18 protein-coding genes are annotated in these 18,896 nt (G+C 64.9%); 9 read left to right on the top strand and 9 right to left on the bottom strand.

Features of this window, described 5'->3' with window-relative positions; all coding sequences use genetic code 11:
- Window positions 1-5: 5 nt before the first annotated feature.
- The 8 genes from DAEP_RS0107030 to DAEP_RS0106995 form a co-directional block, all read right to left on the bottom strand.
- Window positions 6-1,367, bottom strand: a complete 1,362-nt coding sequence (locus tag DAEP_RS0107030) for a tetratricopeptide repeat protein (RefSeq protein ID WP_027244165.1) — start codon at window positions 1,365-1,367, stop codon at window positions 6-8.
- Window positions 1,368-1,628: 261 nt separating this feature from the next.
- Window positions 1,629-2,828 (bottom strand): CaiB/BaiF CoA transferase family protein, encoded by a 1,200-nt coding sequence (locus tag DAEP_RS0107025; protein ID WP_027244164.1) that lies wholly within the window; start codon window positions 2,826-2,828, stop codon window positions 1,629-1,631.
- A complete protein-coding gene (locus tag DAEP_RS0107020) occupies window positions 2,815-4,428 on the bottom strand; it encodes a thiamine pyrophosphate-binding protein (RefSeq protein ID WP_027244163.1) in 1,614 nt (537 codons plus the stop codon). The genes DAEP_RS0107025 and DAEP_RS0107020 overlap by 14 nt, the downstream gene beginning before the upstream one ends.
- A 157-nt stretch (window positions 4,429-4,585) precedes the next feature.
- On the bottom strand, window positions 4,586-5,056 hold the full coding sequence (locus DAEP_RS0107015) for a DUF302 domain-containing protein (protein ID WP_008555142.1): 471 nt from the start codon (window positions 5,054-5,056) through the stop codon (window positions 4,586-4,588).
- Between the two features lie 154 nt (window positions 5,057-5,210).
- Window positions 5,211-7,244: a PhoX family protein gene (locus DAEP_RS0107010; RefSeq protein ID WP_027244161.1), complete on the bottom strand. Its 2,034-nt coding sequence runs from the start codon at window positions 7,242-7,244 to the stop codon at window positions 5,211-5,213.
- 171 nt (window positions 7,245-7,415) lie between these two features.
- Window positions 7,416-8,474 (bottom strand): YeeE/YedE family protein, encoded by a 1,059-nt coding sequence (locus DAEP_RS0107005; protein WP_027244160.1) that lies wholly within the window; start codon window positions 8,472-8,474, stop codon window positions 7,416-7,418.
- A gap of 20 nt (window positions 8,475-8,494) precedes the next feature.
- Window positions 8,495-8,833: an ArsR/SmtB family transcription factor gene (locus DAEP_RS0107000; protein ID WP_008557810.1), complete on the bottom strand. Its 339-nt coding sequence runs from the start codon at window positions 8,831-8,833 to the stop codon at window positions 8,495-8,497.
- Between the two features lie 60 nt (window positions 8,834-8,893).
- A complete protein-coding gene (locus DAEP_RS0106995; RefSeq protein ID WP_027244159.1) occupies window positions 8,894-9,277 on the bottom strand; it encodes a thioredoxin domain-containing protein in 384 nt (127 codons plus the stop codon).
- 110 nt (window positions 9,278-9,387) lie between these two features.
- Here DAEP_RS0106995 and DAEP_RS0106990 point away from each other — a divergent pair, with 110 nt between their 5' ends.
- From DAEP_RS0106990 to DAEP_RS0106950, 9 genes are all read left to right on the top strand, one after another.
- Window positions 9,388-10,125: a cytochrome c biogenesis CcdA family protein gene (locus DAEP_RS0106990; protein ID WP_027244158.1), complete on the top strand. Its 738-nt coding sequence runs from the start codon at window positions 9,388-9,390 to the stop codon at window positions 10,123-10,125.
- 46 nt (window positions 10,126-10,171) lie between these two features.
- Window positions 10,172-10,726 (top strand): thioredoxin family protein, encoded by a 555-nt coding sequence (locus DAEP_RS0106985; protein ID WP_154665036.1) that lies wholly within the window; start codon window positions 10,172-10,174, stop codon window positions 10,724-10,726.
- A 127-nt stretch (window positions 10,727-10,853) separates the two neighbouring features.
- Window positions 10,854-11,330 carry a sulfur oxidation c-type cytochrome SoxX gene (gene soxX / locus DAEP_RS0106980; protein WP_008555216.1) on the top strand — a complete coding sequence of 159 codons (477 nt, stop codon included), beginning with the start codon at window positions 10,854-10,856 and terminating at the stop codon, window positions 11,328-11,330.
- A gap of 57 nt (window positions 11,331-11,387) precedes the next feature.
- Complete coding sequence (gene soxY / locus DAEP_RS0106975) at window positions 11,388-11,804, top strand: thiosulfate oxidation carrier protein SoxY (RefSeq protein ID WP_027237976.1); 417 nt, start codon at window positions 11,388-11,390, stop codon at window positions 11,802-11,804.
- 44 nt (window positions 11,805-11,848) lie between these two features.
- Window positions 11,849-12,178 (top strand): thiosulfate oxidation carrier complex protein SoxZ, encoded by a 330-nt coding sequence (gene soxZ, locus DAEP_RS0106970; protein ID WP_008553802.1) that lies wholly within the window; start codon window positions 11,849-11,851, stop codon window positions 12,176-12,178.
- 75 nt (window positions 12,179-12,253) lie between these two features.
- Window positions 12,254-13,105 (top strand): sulfur oxidation c-type cytochrome SoxA, encoded by an 852-nt coding sequence (gene soxA / locus DAEP_RS0106965; RefSeq protein WP_008557182.1) that lies wholly within the window; start codon window positions 12,254-12,256, stop codon window positions 13,103-13,105.
- Window positions 13,106-13,204: 99 nt separating this feature from the next.
- A complete protein-coding gene (gene soxB / locus DAEP_RS0106960) occupies window positions 13,205-14,902 on the top strand; it encodes a thiosulfohydrolase SoxB (RefSeq protein WP_027244156.1) in 1,698 nt (565 codons plus the stop codon).
- Window positions 14,903-15,017: 115 nt separating this feature from the next.
- Window positions 15,018-16,289 (top strand): sulfite dehydrogenase, encoded by a 1,272-nt coding sequence (gene soxC, locus DAEP_RS0106955; RefSeq protein ID WP_027244155.1) that lies wholly within the window; start codon window positions 15,018-15,020, stop codon window positions 16,287-16,289.
- The gene (locus DAEP_RS0106950; protein ID WP_027244154.1) at window positions 16,273-17,331 is read left to right on the top strand and encodes a c-type cytochrome; all 1,059 of its coding nucleotides are present in this window, start codon (window positions 16,273-16,275) and stop codon (window positions 17,329-17,331) included. Before soxC ends, DAEP_RS0106950 begins: the two co-directional genes overlap by 17 nt.
- Window positions 17,332-17,398: 67 nt before the next feature.
- Here DAEP_RS0106950 and DAEP_RS22495 read toward each other — a convergent pair whose 3' ends face one another.
- Window positions 17,399-18,838: a hypothetical protein gene (locus DAEP_RS22495; protein ID WP_051337330.1), complete on the bottom strand. Its 1,440-nt coding sequence runs from the start codon at window positions 18,836-18,838 to the stop codon at window positions 17,399-17,401.
- Between the last annotated feature and the right edge of the window lie 58 nt (window positions 18,839-18,896).

Genomic DNA, 18,896 nt, shown 5'->3' with positions numbered 1-18,896 from the left:
AGGTCTTACTCGGCAGGTACGCTTTTGGCACCGGATGGGTTCCGGGCCTCGGAAATCAGGGTGCGGCGGGCCAGGGCGTAGTTGTCCTCTGCGCCGCCTCGCCTGGCGCGGCGGTCATCAAGGATTGTTTCGACTTCGTCAAGCTGGCCTGAGCGGATTCCTGCGTCTATAGTTATGCGTTCAAAAACATCGCGTTGCGCATGGCTGCCGCCGGCCAGCTGCAGGGTGGCGCGGGCCGCGGACAAATGCGCGAAAGCAGCCTTGTATTGACCGTCTCCGAAGGCTTCCAGCCCGTCCGCGGCGGCGCAGCCGGGGTCCGCCATCCGCGCGCGCGCCTCGCTGCCGCCCCGTTCCGCATCGGCGTGAATCCGCTGCACCAGCCGGTGGGCGTCCTCCTTGCGGTGCCCGGTCAGCGCCAGCAGGTAGTGCAGATCGGCAAAAATCAGGCTGCCGTCCTCGGTGCGGGCGGCGCAGAGATTCGCCAGCTCGTCCCAGCGGCCGCCCACGTCAACGCCTTCCAGCTCCAGCCGCATCAGCAGCGAGGTGGCGTTGGAGATGTCGCGGTAATCGTCGGTCTTGTCCTTGCGCACCTCGGTGTCATAGAGCGTGATCGCCTCCTCCATCTGGCCCAGATCGAGGTGCATCAGCGCCTTGTGCCACCAGACGTGATAGCGGAAGTTGTTGCAATGCGCCCAGGCCTCCTCGCGGCCGTGCAGCCAGTCGAGGCCCGCCTTTGCGTTGCCGGTCATGTCATGCACGTGGGCGACAGAGTGCAGGCCCCAGGCATCATCCGGTGCCATCCACAGCGCCTGCCGGCCGGCATTGGCGGCGCGCTCATATTCGCCGGTCTCTTCCAGCGCAAAGGAATGGCAGCCCAGGAGGTAGCCGCGCCCGGCATGGTCCGGGGCATAGGCCGGCAGCACCCGCTCGACCGAGGCGCGCATTCCCGCCGGGTCGCCCATGATAAAGCGGATGCCGTGGCTGAGCTTCATCGCCAGGGTGTCCTCAGGGCAGACGCCCAGCACCTCCTCCATCCGCTGGGTCGCCAGGCTGGGGCGGCCCGCCAGCCAGTTTTCCAGTGCATCCACGTATTTGCGTTCGCGCGGCAGGGCGCCCTCGTAACAGGCCTTGGCATCGCGCAGTGCCTCGTGCGCTGTGGGCACGAGTTCCGAACGCCCCAGCATCAAGAGCGACAACCCCTTGATCGCATGGGCCAGGGCAAACTCCGGCGCGGCCTTCAGCACCGCGCCCAGGTGATCCGCGGTTGCGGCGGCGTGGGACAGAACTCCCATCTGCACGGCATTCCAGTTCTGCTGTGCAGTTGCATCGGTCAGGCTGTTGTCTTGGCCGAAGATATCTTGCGTCATGAGAGTCCAATCTTTGTTCTGATACGAGCGCGGTTTCCGTGTCCTGCTGAAGAGTAGATCATCGGAATGTTCCGGGCGAACCCTGCTCGCGGTTTGGTGATGGCCTGTGTGCGCCTGGATTGAAACTATGGCGGATGTGTAGGATTTCCCGGGAAATTTTGGCAAGATGGCGGAGTAAGCCAGGCTGAAAGCACCGCTGATTTAGCGGTGAATTGCCGGAAACTGTAACACATGGCGGAAAGCCGCCGCGTCCTTGCGGGCTCAGGACGGCTTAAACGGGTGTTCGGCGCTCAGAATCTCCCCGGTGCCTTCGCCGCAGGCAGGCGGCGCGTGCCGGTATGTGACCGGCGTGCGGGAGAATTTCAGCGGGTTGCCCAGCAGCTTGACCGGACCGGCCGCCGTATCCATGCCAATCGCCATGCCGCGGGCCGCGACCTGGCTGGTGGCGAACAGGGTGTCCAGGGTCTGCACCGGGCCAGCCGGCACCTTGCGATCCTCCATCGCTGCCAGCACCGTATCGGTGGTAAAGCGCTGCACTGCGGGGATCAGGATCGCGTTCAGGGCGTCGCGGTTGTGGAGCCGGGCCGGGTTGGTGGCAAAGCGGGCGTCCTCGGCCAGCCCTTCGAGCTTGAGGAATTCCATGAAGCGGCGGAACTGGCTGTCGTTGCCCACCGCCAGGATCACATGGCCGTCCGCGGTTTCATAGACGCCGTAGGGCATGATGCTGGGGTGCTCATTGCCGCGGCGCTTGGGGTTCTGGCCGGTGTTCAGATAGGCGACGCCCTCGTTGATCAGCCAGGCGATCTGGGCATCCACAAGGGCCAGGTCGATCTGCTGGCCTTCGCCGGTTTTCTCGCGGTGGTGCAGGGCGCTGAGGATGCCGATGCAGGCATACATGCCGCACATCACATCGGCGATGCCGACGCCGGCCTTCATCGGCTGGCCCTCCGGTTCGCCGGTCAGCGACATGATGCCGCCGAAGCCTTGCGCCATGATGTCATAGCCGGGTTTGTGGCTGTTGGGGCCGGTTTGGCCGTAGCCGGAAATGGAGCAATAGATCAGGCTGGGGAATTCGTCCTTGAGGCTGGCGTAATCCAGCCCGTATTTGGCCAGCCCGCCAGGTTTGAAATTCTCGATCAGGATGTCGGCCTCAGCCGCCAGGCGGCGGATGGCCTGCTGGCCGTCCTCTGTCGCGATGTCGATGGCGACCGAGCGCTTGTTGCGGTTGGCGGCCATGAAATAGGCTGAAAGGTCCGATTGCTGCCCGTCCGCATCCATCACATAGGGCGGCCCCCATTGCCGGGTGTCGTCGCCGCCGGTCTTGGGGTTTTCCACCTTGATCACCGTCGCACCGAGGTCGCCCAGAAGCTGGGTGCAGGTGGGGCCTGCCAGGATGCGGGACAGGTCGAGGACCTTGACGCCCTTCAGCGCGCCATGGGGGAGCATGTCAGATGCGGCCATCATAGCCTCCGCGGTCGATCACAGCCGAGATGACGGTGAAAGTGTCTGCTGCCAGCGCGTCCTGCAGGGCGGCACGCAGTTCGCTGCGGCTGGTGACCGTGACACCGTTGCCGCCAAACGCCCGGCCCATCGCGGCGAAGTCATGCGCGCCAAAATCCACACCGCCGCTGGCAAGCTGGCGCTGCCGCTGTTTCAGCTCGATCAGCGCCAGGCTGGCGTCGGCAAAGACCACGAAGATTGGCGCAACCTTCAGCTCTGCCGCGGTGGAGAGTTCGCCCGCTACCATCAGGAAACCGGCATCGCCCGAAAAGCTGACCACCGGACGCTCCGGCTGCGCCAGCTTGCGCCCGATCGCCATCGGCACCGCGCAGCCCATGGTGCAGAGTCCGGAAGACTGGATCAGGCCGCGCGGCTCGGAACACTCCCACATCTGGCTGAACAGAATGCGGTGGGCGCCGCTGTCGGCGGTGGCAAGGGTGTCCGCTGGCAGGGTGTCGCGGCATTCGGCGATGATGCCCGCCGGCCCCCAGTCCTCATCCTGCGGGAAGGCATCCGCCAGTGCAGCCTTGACCGCGGCGGGGCGGCCAGTGGGCCATGTGCCGCGCGGTTCGGTGCCTTCCGACAGCGCCGCAAGCGCGGGGGCAATCGCAGTCACGAAGTTCAGGCCCGCCTGATGCATGTAGTGGGTGTTGGCCTCCGGCGCGATGTCGATCACGGACTGGGTGTTCACATCCCAGACATTGCGCCAGCCGGGCCGCATCTCAATCGGGTCATAGCCGATGGAGAGCACCAGATCGGCCTCCCGCACCAAGGGCAGCAGGTGCTTGTCGGCCAGCGGAGACAGGCCTGCGCCGCCGAGGCAGAGCGGGTGGTTCTCGGGGAGGATGCCCTTGGCCTTGTAGCTGGTGATGAAAGGGATCTGATGCTTTTCGAGGAAGGCGCGGAGGGCGGGGCCTGCGTTTTCCTGCAGCGCATCGAGGCCGATCACCGCCACCGGCCGGCTTGCGGCCGCCAGCCAGGACCGCGCCCGCGCCAGTGCCTCGCCGCTTGGCGCGCTGGCGCTTGCAGGCGCGCGGCGGATGCCGCGGTCCCTGGCCGGCGCGTCTGCCACCGAGATCGGAACGTCAATATGCACCGGCCCGTTGCGGGGGTCCGTTGCGATGGCGATCGCCTTGTCGGCGATCAGGTCCGCCGCTTCGGCATCCAGCCGGAAGGTGGCCTTGGTGATCGGGGCGAAGACCGCGCGGTGGTCGAGCACCTGATGGGTGTAGCTTTGCTCCTCTGACGCGTCGACGCAGCCGGTGAGCACCAGCATCGGCACCCGGTCCTGATGGGCGTTGGCCACCACATTGACGCCGTTCAGCGCGCCGGGGCCGAGGGTGGCCACGAGAATGACCGGCGCGCCATCCGCGTGATGCACGCCTTCGCCCATGAAACCAGCGCAGTTTTCATGCTTGGCCAGATGAAAGGCGATGCCTGCCCTGGTCAGCGCATCGACCAGCGTCAGCACCTCGCCGCCGGGCATCCCGAACGCGTGGCGGCAGCCTGCCTCGAAAAGCCGCCGGGCCAGAACATCGGCTGCGCGCAGGGTCTCTGTCATCTTGTCCGTCCAATCCGTTGAATTACCGCCAGATTGCCGAGGCTGCGCCCGTGCGCAAGCCCGTTCACGCCAGTGTGAGAAATACTGCGGCGGAATCCGGCACAAATCGCGCAAGGGGCAACTGGAGCCGGAAAGACGCCAGAGGGTATTCCAGGGGCTATTTCTGCGCCCGTTCCGCAATCAGCGCAAAGCGGCGGTCGAGCTGGCCTGCAAGGGCCGCCAGCCCCGCGCCGCCTTCCCCGGCATAGGGCGCGAAGACGTGGGTGGGCCGCTTGTAAGAGAGGGTGGCGCTGCCGTCTGCCTCCTCGGTCACATACATGCGCACCGGCGCCTCGATCATCGCGGCGGTGGAGAGCGCGAGGATCTTCACCGCGAAGTCATTGTTGAAGAGGCCAATGACCCGGTTGCCGGGAATGGTGATGCCGCGGGCGGCTGCTGCCTCGGTAGGGCCTGCCTGGGTGACAACCCCAAGCCCTTCGGCCTTGGCGGCGGCTTTGACGTCTTCGATCAGCTGCGCATAGGGCTTCGAGGTTTCATGCACCGCCCAGCCGTCACGCGGCGCGATGCTGCCAGCTGAGGCGGCAGAGGCGGCAAGGATCAGGGCGGCCGTCAGGCGTTTGATGGGCATGGCAGGTCTCCGCAGGGTTTCTCCCGGTTGTAGGGCAGGGCGGACGCTTGCGGTTTCACAATCGCGTGCATCCGGCGGCAGCCGGCCCGGCTGGGCTGCAACCTGAGCGCGCCCCGGATGGGGCGCGCTCCGCCTGACAACAGCGGATTTCGGGTCAGCTGGCGATCTTGCCGCCGCCCTGTCTGGTGACCACCACAACCGAGGGGCGCGGCGGCATTTGCGGGTCGAAATCCGGCCAGCGGGTGGCCGGGTCCTCAAACGTCGAGGCGCGCCCGAAGCCTTTCAGGTCTTTGGTGCCGTCGGTGCCAGGATGCTGAACGGCCAGGAACAGCGTCTCGCCGTCCGGGGTGAAATAGGGCCCGCACAGCTCAGCCCCCGCGGGGCAGCGGAAGAACAGCTTGGAATGGCCGCGCAAGGCGCCGCCGGTTTCCACACCGTAAAGCCCGTCCGATTTGCCGGTCCGGCCCCAGTTGCTGCCCTGGTCGGTGGCAACCCACAGCCGCCCGTCTGCATCCATCGCGCTGTTGTCGGGGGAGCCGAACCAGCCGTGCTGCGAGGTGTCCGGGTGCCATTCTGCGCCGACTTCGGCAATCGCCGGGTCGCCGCATTTCACAAGGATCGACCACTGCCCGCGTGCCGCCGCATGGTCGCCGCCGTCCTCCTTGATTTCGATGATATGGCCGAACCGCGACTCCGGGCGCGGGTTGGCGGCATCGGTCTGGCCGGCCTTGCGTCTGGAGTTGTTGGTCAGCATCAAATAGGCGGTGCCGTCGCCGCGGGGTGTGGCATCCTCGGGCCGGTCCATCGGGGTGGCCCCCAGCGCATCCGCCGCCAGCCGCGCATCAATCAGCACATCCGCCTGGCTGGCAAAGCCGTTCTCCGCCGTCAGCGGACCCTGGCCATGCAACAGCGGCAGCCAGTGGACGGTGCCGTCCGCCTCGAACCGGGCCGCGTAGAGGGTGCCATCGCTCAGCAGTTGCGCGTTGGCCGCGCGGTCCTCAGCCACCGCGCCGCGTGAGACGTATTTATAGAGATACTCGAACCGCGCATCGTCCCCCATGTAGATGACCAGGCGGCCGTCCTTGGACAGGGTGGTCTCCGCGCCTTCATGGGCGAAACGGCCCAGGGCGGTGTGCTTCACCGGTTTGGACAGAGGATCCATCGGATCGACCTCAACAACCCAGCCGAAGCGGTTGGCTTCGTTGGGTTCTTTGTCGATATTGAAGCGGGTGTGGTACTTGCCCCAGGCGTACCACATGCCGGGCACGCCGTAGCGCGCCATCTGCGCCGCCTCCGGCTGGCCGGAGAGGTCCGGTTCGCCATCGAAGTCCAGCCTGTCCGTCCAGAAGTAGCCGTGAAAGTTCTCCTCCGCCATCAGCCAGGTGCCCCAGGGGGTCATGCCGCCGGCGCAGTTGTTTAGGGTGCCGATAACCTCACGTCCGCCGGGGTCAGCGCTGGTCTGCATCCGCGGGTGGCCTGCGGCGGGGCCGTCAATGGCCATCGCGGTGGTCAGCGGCGAGATCCGGCGGTTCTGCGCGCCGCTGCGCACTACGGCCCACTTTCCATCCGGGCCGCGGGCGACCTCGACAACTGAGCCGCCATGCGCCGCCATCTCGATCTCCGCCAGTTCCCGGGTCATGCCGGCAAACTCTGCCTTGTCCTGACGGCCAAGGTTCGGGAACATCACCTCCTCGTTGGTGTACTCGTGATTCACGCACAGGAGGCCGCGGGTGCCCTCGGCGTTCAGCGGCAGAAAGCCGACATAGTCGTTGTTGTAGCCGAACTGCTGCAATTGGGCCTCGGCGCTTTGGTTCATAACGTCGAAGCCGGGGGCGTCCGCGAAAATCGGGTCGCCCCAGCGCAGCAGAACATCGGCGTCATAGCCCCGGGCGACATGGTGGGTTTCGTCGATGCCCGAGGCCAGCTCGTCAAAGGCATAGCGGCTTGGCGCTGTGGATGTTGCGGCGCTGGCCTGGCGCGCTGCGGCCAGCGCGGAGGCGCCGAACAGGGCGGTGGCGGCGGAGGTGCCCAGCATCCCCTTCAGCAGCGCGCGGCGGCCATAGCGGGCAGCGATCACATCGCCGATGGTGCGGCTGGGGTCCGGGTTGGCCGGGATGTCGTCAAATGCCTCAAACGCCTCGGCCTTGTTGCCATTTTGCGGGTCTTTGATGATCTGCTTGCGGTTCACGGCGGTCTCCGGAGTGTGTGGACGCGTCAGGTCGGCGATGCGGGGCGGTTCCCCCCGGGCGTTTTAAGAACGGCGTGTAACGTCAGTGTAATCGTTAACGAAAATTTACCAAGACTTCAGGCGTGCGCGGATGGTCCGGATTGCGCAGCCTGTCCCCGCAGGGACAGCGGATTATTCCGCCGGGCGGAATCCCTCGATCAGCTGGCGCAGCCCAATGGCGGCGCCGGCAAAGATCGCCAGCATGGTGACCGGCGCTGAAACCGCCAGCAGCGAAAACGCGCTGAGCCCTTGGCCGACCGTGCAGCCCATGGCGATGACGGCACCGGTGCCCATGATGGCGGCGCCGATGATCTGGCGGCGCAGCTCGCGCGGGTCTTCGCAGGCTTCCCAGCGGAAATGGCCCTTGATCAGCGAGCCGAGGAAGGCACCGGTCCAGACGCCGGCGATGGAGCCGACGGCGAACGACAGGGGGCGCAAGGAACCGGTCATGGTCCACAGGATCGTCTCGCCCAGAGGGGCCGAGAAGGAGTGGGAGACTACCGGCAGCGCCTCGAACCCGGCGGTGTTGACATAGGTGGTTCCGGCCCAGCCGGAGGTCACGGCCAGCCCAACTACAGCAGACCAGAACAGCGCCTGCCTGTCGCGGCGCAGCTCAGCATTGGCGAGAGAGGCGAGCAGGATCAGCAGGCCCGCGGTGAGGCCGATGGCGGCCAGCGGCAGCCCGCTCCAGGCGGCGGCGTAATGGGCGAGGCCCGGCGGGATTTCCGTGGTCACATCCTGCTGTTCGAAGAAGAAATTGCGCAACGGGGCAAGCGGGCCTGCCAGTACCACATAGGTGGATACCCCCATTACCAGCACGATCACGAAACTGCGCAGGTCGCCGCCGCCAAGCCGCGCAATGGCGCCGTAGCCGCAGTTGCCGCTGAGCGCCATGCCGTAGCCGAACATCAGCCCGCCGAGGATCGAGGCGGCGGGCATCCAGCGGATCGACAGGTAAAACGACTGGCCCGCATCCACCAGGCCCAAACCGATCAGCGCAAAGCTGGAGATGACAGCCACGCCGATAGCCACGCCCCACATCCGCATCCGCAGCGATGAGCCGCCGTAAAGCAGGTCTTCGATCGCACCCAAGGTGCAGAACCGCCCCAGCCGGGCGGCAAGCCCCAGAGCCACACCGCCCAGCAGCCCGATGAAGGCGGCCAGCTGGTGTTCTGTCAGGAGTTCAAACATCTTGGGATTTCAATCGGGCCTCAGCCTTCTTCCTTGCAGAACAGGTCATAGACCACTTCCAGCATCCGGCGGGGCTTGTCGTCGGCCAGCCGGTAATAGATCGCCTTGCCCTCGCGGCGGGGGATAACCAGCCCCTCCAGACGCAGGCGCGACAGCTGCTGCGAGACGGCGGCCTGGCGGGCTGACAGCAGGTCCTCCAGCTCGGTCACGGATTTCTCGCCGGAAACCAGGTGGCAGAGGATCATCAGCCGGCCTTCGTGGCTGATCGCCTTCAGAAAATTGGACGCCTTGGTCGCGTTTTCGACCATCCGGTCCATCTCCTCCGGGTCCATGTCAGCGGTGAACTGTGGTAATGCCATGTGCCGTCTCCTGAGCGGCACCGCAGTGCCGCACTCCTCTCTCTTGCCCCATCAGGGCGGTCAGCTGCCGCCCGTGGCGTTCGTATTATCAACAAATCCCGTATGGGCGCTTAGCAAATCCGCGAGCAAAGGCCAAAAAAAATCTTCGCCCGGATAGCCTTCGAGCCGGGCGCGTTCCTCTCCGTCCTCGACCACCAGAAAGGTAGGGGTGAATATGACCCGGCGGGTGACCTGCAGATCATCGGGCAGGGCGCGCAGGTCCACACGGCGCAGGGGGGCGTGTCTGCCCTCAGCCGTTTTCGGGTAGATCGGGGCGATTTCCGCGTTCCAGCGGGCGCACCACTCGCAGCCCGGCTGTTCGACCATCACCAGTTCCGCCGCCCAGGCGGGCAGCGCTGCAAAAGCCGCGGCCGCAGCTGCAGCCAGGTGGCGGAAAGGGCGCATGGGTGTCATTCCATCTGTTGACCGAACGGTAAGAAACAACATAATTCGAATATGTGAATGACACAAGCCGGGCCCGGATAACGTTCGCGTGGGGCCTCTTTGGGGGTGCGATGCTTGAAATTACCCTGTTTGGCGCCTTGATCGCAGGACTGCTGAGCTTTTTCACCCCCTGCATTTTGCCGATGGTGCCGTTTTACCTGTCCTACATGGGCGGTCTGTCGATGGCGGAGCTGCGAGGCGACGGAGCGATTGCTGCTGGTGCGCAGCGGCGGTTGCTGGTGTCGGCAGTCTGTTTCGCCGCCGGGGTCACCACCGTGTTCATGCTGATGGGCATGGGGGCAACTGCGCTGGGGCAGCTGTTCGGCCAGTATCTGGAGGTTCTGTCCTACGGCGCGGCGGCGCTGTTGCTGCTGTTCGGGCTGCACTTTCTGGGCGTGGTGAAAATCCCGCTTTTGTACCGCGAGGCGCGGATGGAAAGCAGCGCCGAGCCCTCCACCGTGCTGGGCGCGTATCTGATGGGGCTGGCGTTCGGGTTCGGCTGGACGCCTTGCGTGGGGCCGGCGCTGGCGTCGATCCTGATGATCGCCTCCGGCATGGGCGACATCTGGCGGGGCGGGGTGCTGCTGCTGGTCTACGGGCTGGGCATGACGGCGCCCTTTGTGGTCGCAGCGCTGTTTGCCAAGCCGTTCCTGGGCTGGGTCGCGCGCCATCGCAGCGCCTTTGCCTGGGTGGAGAAGGGCATGGGCGCGATGCTGGTTCTGTTTGCGGTATTGATCGCCACGGGCGGGGTGCGGCTGATCGCCGAGGCGATGATCCGCTGGGTGCCGGGGTTCAGTGCAATCGGGTGAGTGAGGTTTGGAGGTCAACATGCTGAGAAATATTGCAAAAGTGTTAATGGCTGCGGTTCTTGCCGCGCCCTTGGCAGCGGCGGAGCTGGGCGACGACGGGCTGCACAAGACGCCCTGGATGCGGGACACTTTCAAGGATCTGCGCGAAGACCTGGAGGAAGCCAATGGCGAGGACAAGCGGCTGGTGCTGTTCTTTGAGCAGCGCGGCTGCATCTATTGCACCAAGATGCATGCGGAAGTGTTTCCCCGTCCGGAGATCAGCCAGTATATCGAGGACAACTTCTTCGTCGTGCAGCTGAACCTTCACGGCGACGTGGAGGTGACGGATTTCGACGGCGAAACGCTGCCGGAAAAGGACATGGCGCGCAAATGGCGCGTGCTGTTCACACCGACGATTCTGTTTTTGCCGGAGGACGTGGAGGAAGGTGCCGCCGCACCTGAAGCCGCGGTGGCGGTGATGCCGGGCGCCTTCAGTGCGGATACAACGCTGGACATGTTCACATGGGTCAACGAAAAGCGGTATGGGCCTGAAAACGAGGAGGATTTTCAGCGTTACCATGCGCGCCGCATTCAGGAGCGCAACAATGGGTCGGCAGACTGACGTTTCGCGCACGATCCATAAAAATTCACAATAATGAATTTGTTGTTGCGTACCCGGGGCGCTGTGCCCTACGGTATGCAAAGCTAAGCAAGCCGCCCGGGAACAGCGGCAGCCAATGGGAGGATACATGAAGCTTACATCTCTGACACTGGCGCTAAGCCTGGCCGGGACTGCGGCTTTGGCCGCGGAGGTTGCTCCGCAAGCGGTGCAGTTTGGCGAGTCGGGTGAGGTAGCCGCCTCGCTGACCGGCGTGGCCGGCGATGCGGCCAACGGGGCGATTGTTGCCAGCACAAGGTCCAAGGGCAACTGCGTTGCCTGCCACCAGGTGAGCGCGCTGGCGGATGTGCCGTTCCATGGCGAGATCGGGCCGTCGCTGGATGGCGCCGCCGACCGCTGGACCGTGGAAGAGCTGCGCGGTCTGATCGCCAATGCCAAGATGACATTCGAAGGCACGATGATGCCGGCCTTTTACAAGGTCGAAGGCTTCATCCGCCCGGGCGATGCCTATACCGGCGACGCCGGGGCTGAGCCGCTGCCGCCGATCCTGACGGCGCAGGAGATCGAGGATGTGGTCGCGTTCCTCGCGACGCTGAAAGAAGAGTAAGGCGCGGGCGGGGCGGTTGAGCGCCCCGCACCGATGTGAATTCAAAGGAGAGATATGATGGAGTTCTCACGCCGTGAGACCCTGGCGATGGGCCTGGGCGCTGCCGTGGTTACCGTGCTGCCGTTCCGCGTGACTGCGGCGGCGGATGACCGGATTGCCGCCTTTACCGGCGGTGCCGAAATGGCCGAAGGGGGCGTGACCCTGAACGCGCCGGAAATTGCCGAGAACGGCAACACCGTTCCGATTTCGGTCGAGGCGCCGGGCGCCACCGCAATCCTGGTGCTGGCCGCCGGCAACCCGGAACCGGGTGTGGCAACCTTCAACTTTGGCCCTGGCGCAGCGCAGCAGGCGGCCTCCACCCGGATCCGGCTGGCGGGCACACAGGACGTGGTCGCGGTTGCCAAGCTGGCGGATGGCTCCTTTGCCAAGGCCAGCGCCACCGTCAAAGTCACCATCGGCGGCTGCGGCGGCTGAGGCCGCCCGCTTCCTGAACGGAATTCTTAAGGAGAATTAAAGACATGGCATCCGGTGTTAAACCCCGCGTCAAGGTCCCGAAGTCTGCTGCCGCCGGTGAGGCGGTCACCATCAAGACGCTGATCAGCCACAAGATGGAAAGCGGCCAGCGCAAGGACGAGGACGGCAATCTGATCCCGCGCTCGATCATCAACCGCTTCACCTGCGAGTTCAACGGCACCATGGTGCTGGACGTCGCGATGGAGCCCGCGATCTCCACTAACCCGTATTTCGAATTCGACGCGACCGTGCCGGAAGCGGGCGAGTTCGTCTTTACCTGGTATGACGACGACGGCTCCGTCTACGACACCAAGAATAAAATCGCCATCGGCTGATCCGTTCCGGATCTTCAGGCACGCGTCCTGTCCGGCTGGAGCCGGGCAGGGCAGGCACCCAAGGGAGGAAAAGGAATGAACAGAAAGGCAATCACAGCCATTGCCGCTGTGCTGGCGCTGCCGATGGCGGCGGGCGCAGGCCCCGATGACGACAAGCTTGTGGTCAACGGGGAAATCGAGATGACCACCAAGGCCGCGGCGCCCGCCCATGTGGCGGATGTGCTGGGCGAGGTGATGTCGGGCTGGCACTTCCGCTCGGACGAGACGCAAGCGCTGCAAATGGATGACTTCGAGAACCCTGCGATGGTGTTTGTCGATCAGGCTCAGGAAGCCTGGGACACTGCCGACGGGTCCGAGGGCAAATCCTGCGCGTCGTGCCACGGCGATGCCGCGGAAAGCATGGCAGGCGTGCGCGCGGTCTATCCCAAGTGGAACGAAGAGGCCGGCGAGGTCCGCACCCTGAACATGCAGATCAACGATTGCCGCGAAAACCAGATGGGCGCGGAGAAGTGGAAATACTCCGGCGGCGAAATGGCCGCGATGGAGGCGCTGATCTCTGTCCAGTCCCGCGGAATGCCGGTGAACGTGGCCATCGACGGCCCGGTCCAGGCGACCTGGGAAATGGGCAAGGAGCTGTATTACACGCGCACCGGCCAGCTGGAGCTGTCCTGCGCGAACTGCCATGAGGACAATTATGGCAACATGATCCGCGCCGACCACCTGAGCCAGGGCCAGATCAACGGCTTCCCGGTGTACCGACTGAAGAACACCAAGCTGAACACCGCCCACGCGCGCTTCAAGGGCTGCGTGCGCGACACCCGCGCCGAGACCTACAAGCCGGGTTCTGCGGAGTTCGTCGCGCTGGAACTCTATGTCGCCTCGCGCGGCAACGGCCTGTCGGTCGAAGCACCCTCCGTCCGCAACTGATCTTTGCGCCCCGCGCCTGTTTCCAGGTGCGGGGCGTATCTCTTTTGAAACATTCATTCACGTGAATATATCGCGTGAACATACAGGATACCGGTACTCATGATCTCGCGCCGCGATTTTCTGCAGGTTTCCATGGCCGCCTCGGCCATGGTGGGGGCGTCAGGCTTTGGCAATTGGGCGCGGCTGGCTGCGCAGCAGCGGCTGAGCCAGGACCAGCTGCTGGAGTTTGACACCTTTGGCAATATCAGCCTGATCCATGTGACCGATATTCACGGCCAGCTGAAGCCGATCTATTTCCGCGAGCCCTCGGTCAACCTGGGCGTCGGAGAGAACAAGGGCCACGTGCCCCACATCACCGGCGCCGACTTCCGCAAGGTGTACGGCATCGCCGACGGCAGCCCTTCGGCCTATGCGCTGACCTACAATGACTTCTCTGCGCTCGCCAAGGCCTATGGCCGTGTCGGCGGGCTGGACCGGGTGTCGACCATCATCAACGCGATCCGCGCCGACCGCCCCGATGCGCTGCTGCTGGACGGCGGCGACACCTGGCACGGCTCCTATACCTGCCATCACACCCAGGGCCAGGACATGGTCAACGTGATGAACGCGCTGAAGCCGGATGCGATGACGTTCCACTGGGAGTTCACGCTGGGCAGCAGCCGGGTGAACGAGATCGTCGAGAACCTGCCCTTTGCGGCGCTTGGCCAGAATATCTTTGACTCGGAATGGGATGAGCCGGCGGAGCTGTTCAAGCCTTACAAGTTCTTCGAGCGCGGCGGCGCCAATGTGGCGGTGATCGGCCAGGCCTTCCCCTATATGCCGATTGCCAACCCGGGCTGGATGTTCCCGGAATACTCCTTTGGCATCCGCGACGAGCATATGCAGGCCATGGTGGACGAGGTCCGCGCCGCAGGCGCCGATGTTGTGGTCGTGCTGAGCCACAACGGTTTTGACGTCGACAAGAAGATGGCTAGCAGGGTGCAGGGCATCGATGTGATCCTGTCGGGCCACACTCACGACGCGCTGCCGGAACCGGTGCTGGCGGGCAAGACCCATATCATCGCCTCTGGCTCGAACGGAAAATTCGTCTCTCGTGTCGATCTGGATGTGCGCGACGGCCAGCTGATGGGGCTGCGGCACAAGCTGATCCCGGTGTTCTCGGATGTGATTGCGCCGGACCCGGCGGTGGCGCAGCTGATCGAGGCGGAGCGCGCGCCCTTCAAGGCGCAGCTGGAGGAGGTGATCGGCCAGACCGATACGCTGCTGTACCGCCGCGGCAACTTCAACGGCACCTGGGACGACCTGATCTGCGACGCGCTGCTGAGCGAGCGGGAAGCGGATATCGCCATGTCGCCCGGCGTGCGCTGGGGGCCGTCGCTGGTGCCGGGGGATGACATCACCCGCGAGGATATCTGGAACGTGACCTCGATGTCCTATGGCGAGGCCTACCGGAGTGAGATGACCGGAGAGTTCATCAAGGTGATCCTGGAGGATGTGGCCGATAACATCTTCAACCCCGACCCCTATTACCAGCAGGGCGGCGACATGGTGCGGATCGGCGGCATGGGCTACCGCATCGACATCACCAAGCCGCAGGGCGCGCGGATCAGCGAGATGACCCTGCTGAAGACCGGCGAGGCGATCGACCCGGCGAAGTCCTATGTGGTGGCGGGCTGGGCCAGCGTGAACGAGGGCACCGAGGGGCCGATGATCTGGGATGTGGTGGAGGATCACATCCGCAAGCTTGGCACCGTGACCCTGGACCCGAACAACTCTGTGCAGGTGGCGGGCGCATAATCAGCGCCCGCCCCGGCAGGGGAAGAACGCACCCGCCCTGACGGCGGGCACATCGAAAAAATTTTGCGCAGTTGAATTCACGAACGTGAATTTATCTATGTAAGGAGGCAAAGAAATGAGTGATGACGCCAACAGCCTGGCACCTTCGCGCCGTCAGTTCCTGACCGGTGCGGCAGCTGCCGGCGCAGGGGCGGTGGCGGCCGGAGCTGCCAAGGCGGCCGCACCTGATCCGCTGATTACCGAGGTGCAGGACTGGGCCAGCGGTCTGGGCGAGGGTGTGGATGCCACGCCCTATGGCCTGCCGATCAAATACGAAAGCGACGTGGTGCGCCGCAATGTGGGGTGGCTGACGGCGGACACCATCAGCTCGATCAACTTCACCCCGATCCACGCCCTGGACGGCACGATCACGCCGCAGGGCTGCGCGTTCGAACGCCATCACTCGGGCGCCATCGAGCTGCGCAAGGAAGACTACCGGCTGATGATCAACGGCCTGGTCGATACGCCGCTGGTTTTCACCTACGCGGATCTGGAGCGCTTCCCGCGCGAGAACCGTGTTTATTTCTGCGAATGCGCGGCGAACTCCGGGATGGAGTGGGCCGGCGCGCAGCTGAACGGCGCGCAGTTCACCCATGGCATGATCCACAACATGGAATACTCCGGCGTCTCCCTGCGGACACTGCTGGAGGAAGCCGGGGTCAAGCCGGAGGGCAAATGGGTCTATGTGGAAGGCGCGGATGCGTCCTCCAACGGCCGCTCGATCCCGCTGGAGAAGGCGATGGATGACGTGCTGGTTGCCTTCAAGGCCAATGGCGAGGCGCTGCGCAAGGAGCATGGCTATCCCGTGCGGCTGGTGGTGCCGGGCTGGGAGGGCAACATGTGGATCAAATGGCTGCGCCGGGTCGAGGTGATGGACCAGCCTGTCGAGAGCCGCGAGGAGACCTCTAAATACACCGACACGCTGGCCAATGGCATCAGCCGCAAGTGGACCTGGGAGATGGACGCGAAATCCGTCGTCACCAGCCCCAGCCCGCAGGCGCCCATCACCCATGGCGCGGGGCCGCTGGTGATCACCGGTCTGGCCTGGTCTGGCCGCGGCGCGATTACCGGGGTGGATGTGACCCTGGATGGCGGCAAGACCTGGACCGAGGCGCGGCTGGCGGCACCGGGCACGGACAAGGCGCTGACCCGGTTCTACCTGGATATCAACTGGGACGGCTCCGAAATGCTGCTGCAAAGCCGGGCCAAGGATTCCACCGGGTACGTCCAGCCCACTAAAGCGCAGCTGCGCGAGGTGCGGGGCTTGAATTCGATCTATCACAACAACGCCATCCAGACCTGGTGGGTCAAGGCAAACGGGGAGGCGGAAAATGTCGAGGTTTCCTAAGCTGATTGCAGCATCCGCTGTGGCCGCAACGCTGGCCGTGCCCGCTTTTGCGGAAAAATTCGGCCTCGGCCGTCCCGCCTTGCCGGAGGAAATCGCGGCCTGGGATCTGGACGTGGCCCCCGACGGCACCGGCCTGCCCGCAGGCTCGGGCGATGTGTATACCGGCGAGGAGATCTTTGCGGAAAAATGCGCGGTCTGCCATGGCGATTTTGCCGAGGGCGTGGGCAACTGGCCCAAGCTGGCAGGCGGGCAGGGCACGCTGGACCATGACGACCCGCTGAAGACGGTGGGCAGCTACTGGCCGTATCTGTCGACCACCTGGGACTACGTGAACCGCTCGATGCCCTTTGGCAATGCGCAGTCGCTGACGCCGGACGAGGTTTATGCCATCGTGGCCTATATCCTCTATTCCAACGATCTGGTGGATGAGGAGTTCGTTCTGTCGGACGAGACATTCCTGGAGGTCGAGCTGCCGAATGCGGACGGTTTTATCCTGGATGACCGGCTGGAGGCGGAGAAGCACTTCTGGAACCCGGAGCCTTGCATGGAGAACTGCAAGGACAGCGTCGAGATCACCATGCGTGCCATGGTGCTGGATGTGACGCCGGAAGAGGAAAGCGCCGAGGCGCCTGCCGAAGCCGAACCGGCGCAGGAAGCTGCGGTGGAAGCGGCAGCAGAAAAAGCGGTTGAAGAACCCGTGGAAACTGCTGCGGTGCTGGACCCGGAACTGGTGGCCCAGGGCGAGAAGACCTTCAAGAAATGCCAAGCCTGCCACCAGGTGGGCGAGGGCGCCAAGTCCAAGACCGGTCCGGTTTTGAACGGCATTGTCGGCGCGCCTGCGGGCCACGTCGACGGCTTCCGGTACTCCAAGGCGATGACGGCCGCGGCGGACGAGGGGCTGGTCTGGACCGAAGCTGAGCTGGCGGCCTTTCTCGCCAAGCCCAAGTCCTACATGAAGGGCACCAAGATGTCCTTTGCCGGGCTGAAGAAGGACAGCGATATCGAGGCGGTGATCGCCTATCTCCAGTCCTATTCCCAGTAGCAGCAGCCCTGAAGGCTGGTGGAAGAGGGCGCCAGAGGCGCCCTTTTTTGCTTGGGAGCCGGGCTTTCTATTGCCGCGGCGGGAAAACAAGGACGTTTGCGCCCTCGAAACGTTCCAGACGGGCTTGCGGCTGCGGCTCCGGCGCGGGGCTGCTCAGGCGCGGCGGCAGATGGGCGCAGGCTTCGGGAACGGCCCCGCACAGGGAGATTTGGCGCCCGGTCAACAGCTCCAGGCGGCTGGCCAGGCTGCTGGCCCGGTGAAGGCCTGCCTTGCGCGCTGCCGGGTGGTCCAGAATGCTGCCAGTGGCATAGACCGGCCCCGGTTGCGCTGAAATGGCGGCTGCCATCGCGCGGGTCTCGTGCTGCCAGTCGCGGAAACGGGTGAACTGCACCGCGGTCTGCACCAGGTAACTGAGCGCAACCAGCAGCACCGCATTGCGCGCCAGACGCCCGGGCAGGCCGGGGCTGCGGCTGAGCTCTTGCGCGGCCCGCACGATCAGCACCGCATAGAGGATCCAGGTGAAATGAAAGGCCCGCACCGGGATCGTCACGCCCAGTCTCAGCACTTGCAGCGTCATCAACGCCATCCCGGCCCAAAGCGCGGTCCAGAGGTAAAGGGCCTCCAGCGGCTGGCGGCGCAGCAGAACGGCCGTGGCGGCGATCAGCAGGCCCAGGTGAAACAGCAGAACCGGCGTTGACTGGAAGCTCAGCTTGCCGAGCAGGACCGAAAGCGTCTCCTGCAGCAGCGGCAGGTGCGACCACAGCTCTGCAAGATCCTGCGCCGGGTCCGGGCTGCGGGCCGCGTCCAGCGGGATGCCAAAGACGCCATGCACCTGCCAGTTCAGCGCATAGACCGCCAGAACCGCGCCCGCGAAACTGGCCCCGAACAGGACCAGCAGACCGGCCAGGTCCGGCAGCGAGCGCTGCCGCGTGCTGATCAGGCAGACCGCAAGCAGGATCAGAGGGAACGTGGTATAGGCGGTGAAGGCGAGCAGCGTGAAAACCGGCAGCAGCAGGCGCAGGGCGCGCTGAGACAGCACCAGCGCCAGGACGCCAAACAGCGCCAGCACCGCAAACCCGGGGATGAGGGTGCTGGACCAGGGCGCCATCAGAAACACCGGCGGCGCGGGCAGCAGGGTGAGGGCCAGAACCGCAGCGAACCATTTGCGGTCGCCGGGTGGGATTGCGGCGGCTGCAATGGCGGCAGCGGTCACGCCCCAAAGGATTTGGAACAGAACGAAATTCAGCCAGGCCGGCGTAACCACGCCGCGCAAGTGCCACAAGTAGTTGAGCCAGCGGCCCTCGGTCAGGGTTTTCTGCCAGAACCCTTCTGGCTGGGCGAGAAGGGCGGGGTAATCGTCGTAGCGGACAATCGGATCCGCGATATTTCCAGCCGAAACGGCCAGCAGGACCGGAACGGCCACGGCGCAGGCCGCAAGGAAGGCAGGCAGGTTGCCGGCCGCCGCGCGGGTGGCTTGCGGCCGATGAAGGTCCGGAGAACGGCGCATGGAATAATTCCGTTTGGTTTTAGAATGCTGCCCTGACCGGCAGCCGCTTTTGAAATCA

Source organism: Leisingera daeponensis DSM 23529 (assembly GCF_000473145.1).
GTDB lineage: Bacteria > Pseudomonadota > Alphaproteobacteria > Rhodobacterales > Rhodobacteraceae > Leisingera > Leisingera daeponensis.
The sequence above is the reverse complement of the archived record's forward strand: the minus strand, read 5'-3'. Positions and strand labels throughout refer to the sequence as shown.

Coding starts and splice junctions, on each gene's coding strand:
- DAEP_RS22495 (WP_051337330.1), bottom strand. CDS start 18,838: ATGCGCCGTTCTCCGGACCTTCATCGGCCGCAAGCCACCCGCGCGGCG.
- soxB (WP_027244156.1), top strand. CDS start 13,205: ATGATCTCGCGCCGCGATTTTCTGCAGGTTTCCATGGCCGCCTCGGCC.
- DAEP_RS0106990 (WP_027244158.1), top strand. CDS start 9,388: ATGCTTGAAATTACCCTGTTTGGCGCCTTGATCGCAGGACTGCTGAGC.
- soxC (WP_027244155.1), top strand. CDS start 15,018: ATGAGTGATGACGCCAACAGCCTGGCACCTTCGCGCCGTCAGTTCCTG.
- DAEP_RS0106985 (WP_154665036.1), top strand. CDS start 10,172: ATGGCTGCGGTTCTTGCCGCGCCCTTGGCAGCGGCGGAGCTGGGCGAC.
- soxX (WP_008555216.1), top strand. CDS start 10,854: ATGAAGCTTACATCTCTGACACTGGCGCTAAGCCTGGCCGGGACTGCG.
- DAEP_RS0106995 (WP_027244159.1), bottom strand. CDS start 9,277: ATGCGCCCTTTCCGCCACCTGGCTGCAGCTGCGGCCGCGGCTTTTGCA.
- DAEP_RS0107020 (WP_027244163.1), bottom strand. CDS start 4,428: ATGACAGAGACCCTGCGCGCAGCCGATGTTCTGGCCCGGCGGCTTTTC.
- soxZ (WP_008553802.1), top strand. CDS start 11,849: ATGGCATCCGGTGTTAAACCCCGCGTCAAGGTCCCGAAGTCTGCTGCC.
- DAEP_RS0107000 (WP_008557810.1), bottom strand. CDS start 8,833: ATGGCATTACCACAGTTCACCGCTGACATGGACCCGGAGGAGATGGAC.
- DAEP_RS0107015 (WP_008555142.1), bottom strand. CDS start 5,056: ATGCCCATCAAACGCCTGACGGCCGCCCTGATCCTTGCCGCCTCTGCC.
- DAEP_RS0107025 (WP_027244164.1), bottom strand. CDS start 2,828: ATGGCCGCATCTGACATGCTCCCCCATGGCGCGCTGAAGGGCGTCAAG.
- soxA (WP_008557182.1), top strand. CDS start 12,254: ATGAACAGAAAGGCAATCACAGCCATTGCCGCTGTGCTGGCGCTGCCG.
- soxY (WP_027237976.1), top strand. CDS start 11,388: ATGGAGTTCTCACGCCGTGAGACCCTGGCGATGGGCCTGGGCGCTGCC.
- DAEP_RS0106950 (WP_027244154.1), top strand. CDS start 16,273: ATGTCGAGGTTTCCTAAGCTGATTGCAGCATCCGCTGTGGCCGCAACG.
- DAEP_RS0107005 (WP_027244160.1), bottom strand. CDS start 8,474: ATGTTTGAACTCCTGACAGAACACCAGCTGGCCGCCTTCATCGGGCTG.
- DAEP_RS0107030 (WP_027244165.1), bottom strand. CDS start 1,367: ATGACGCAAGATATCTTCGGCCAAGACAACAGCCTGACCGATGCAACT.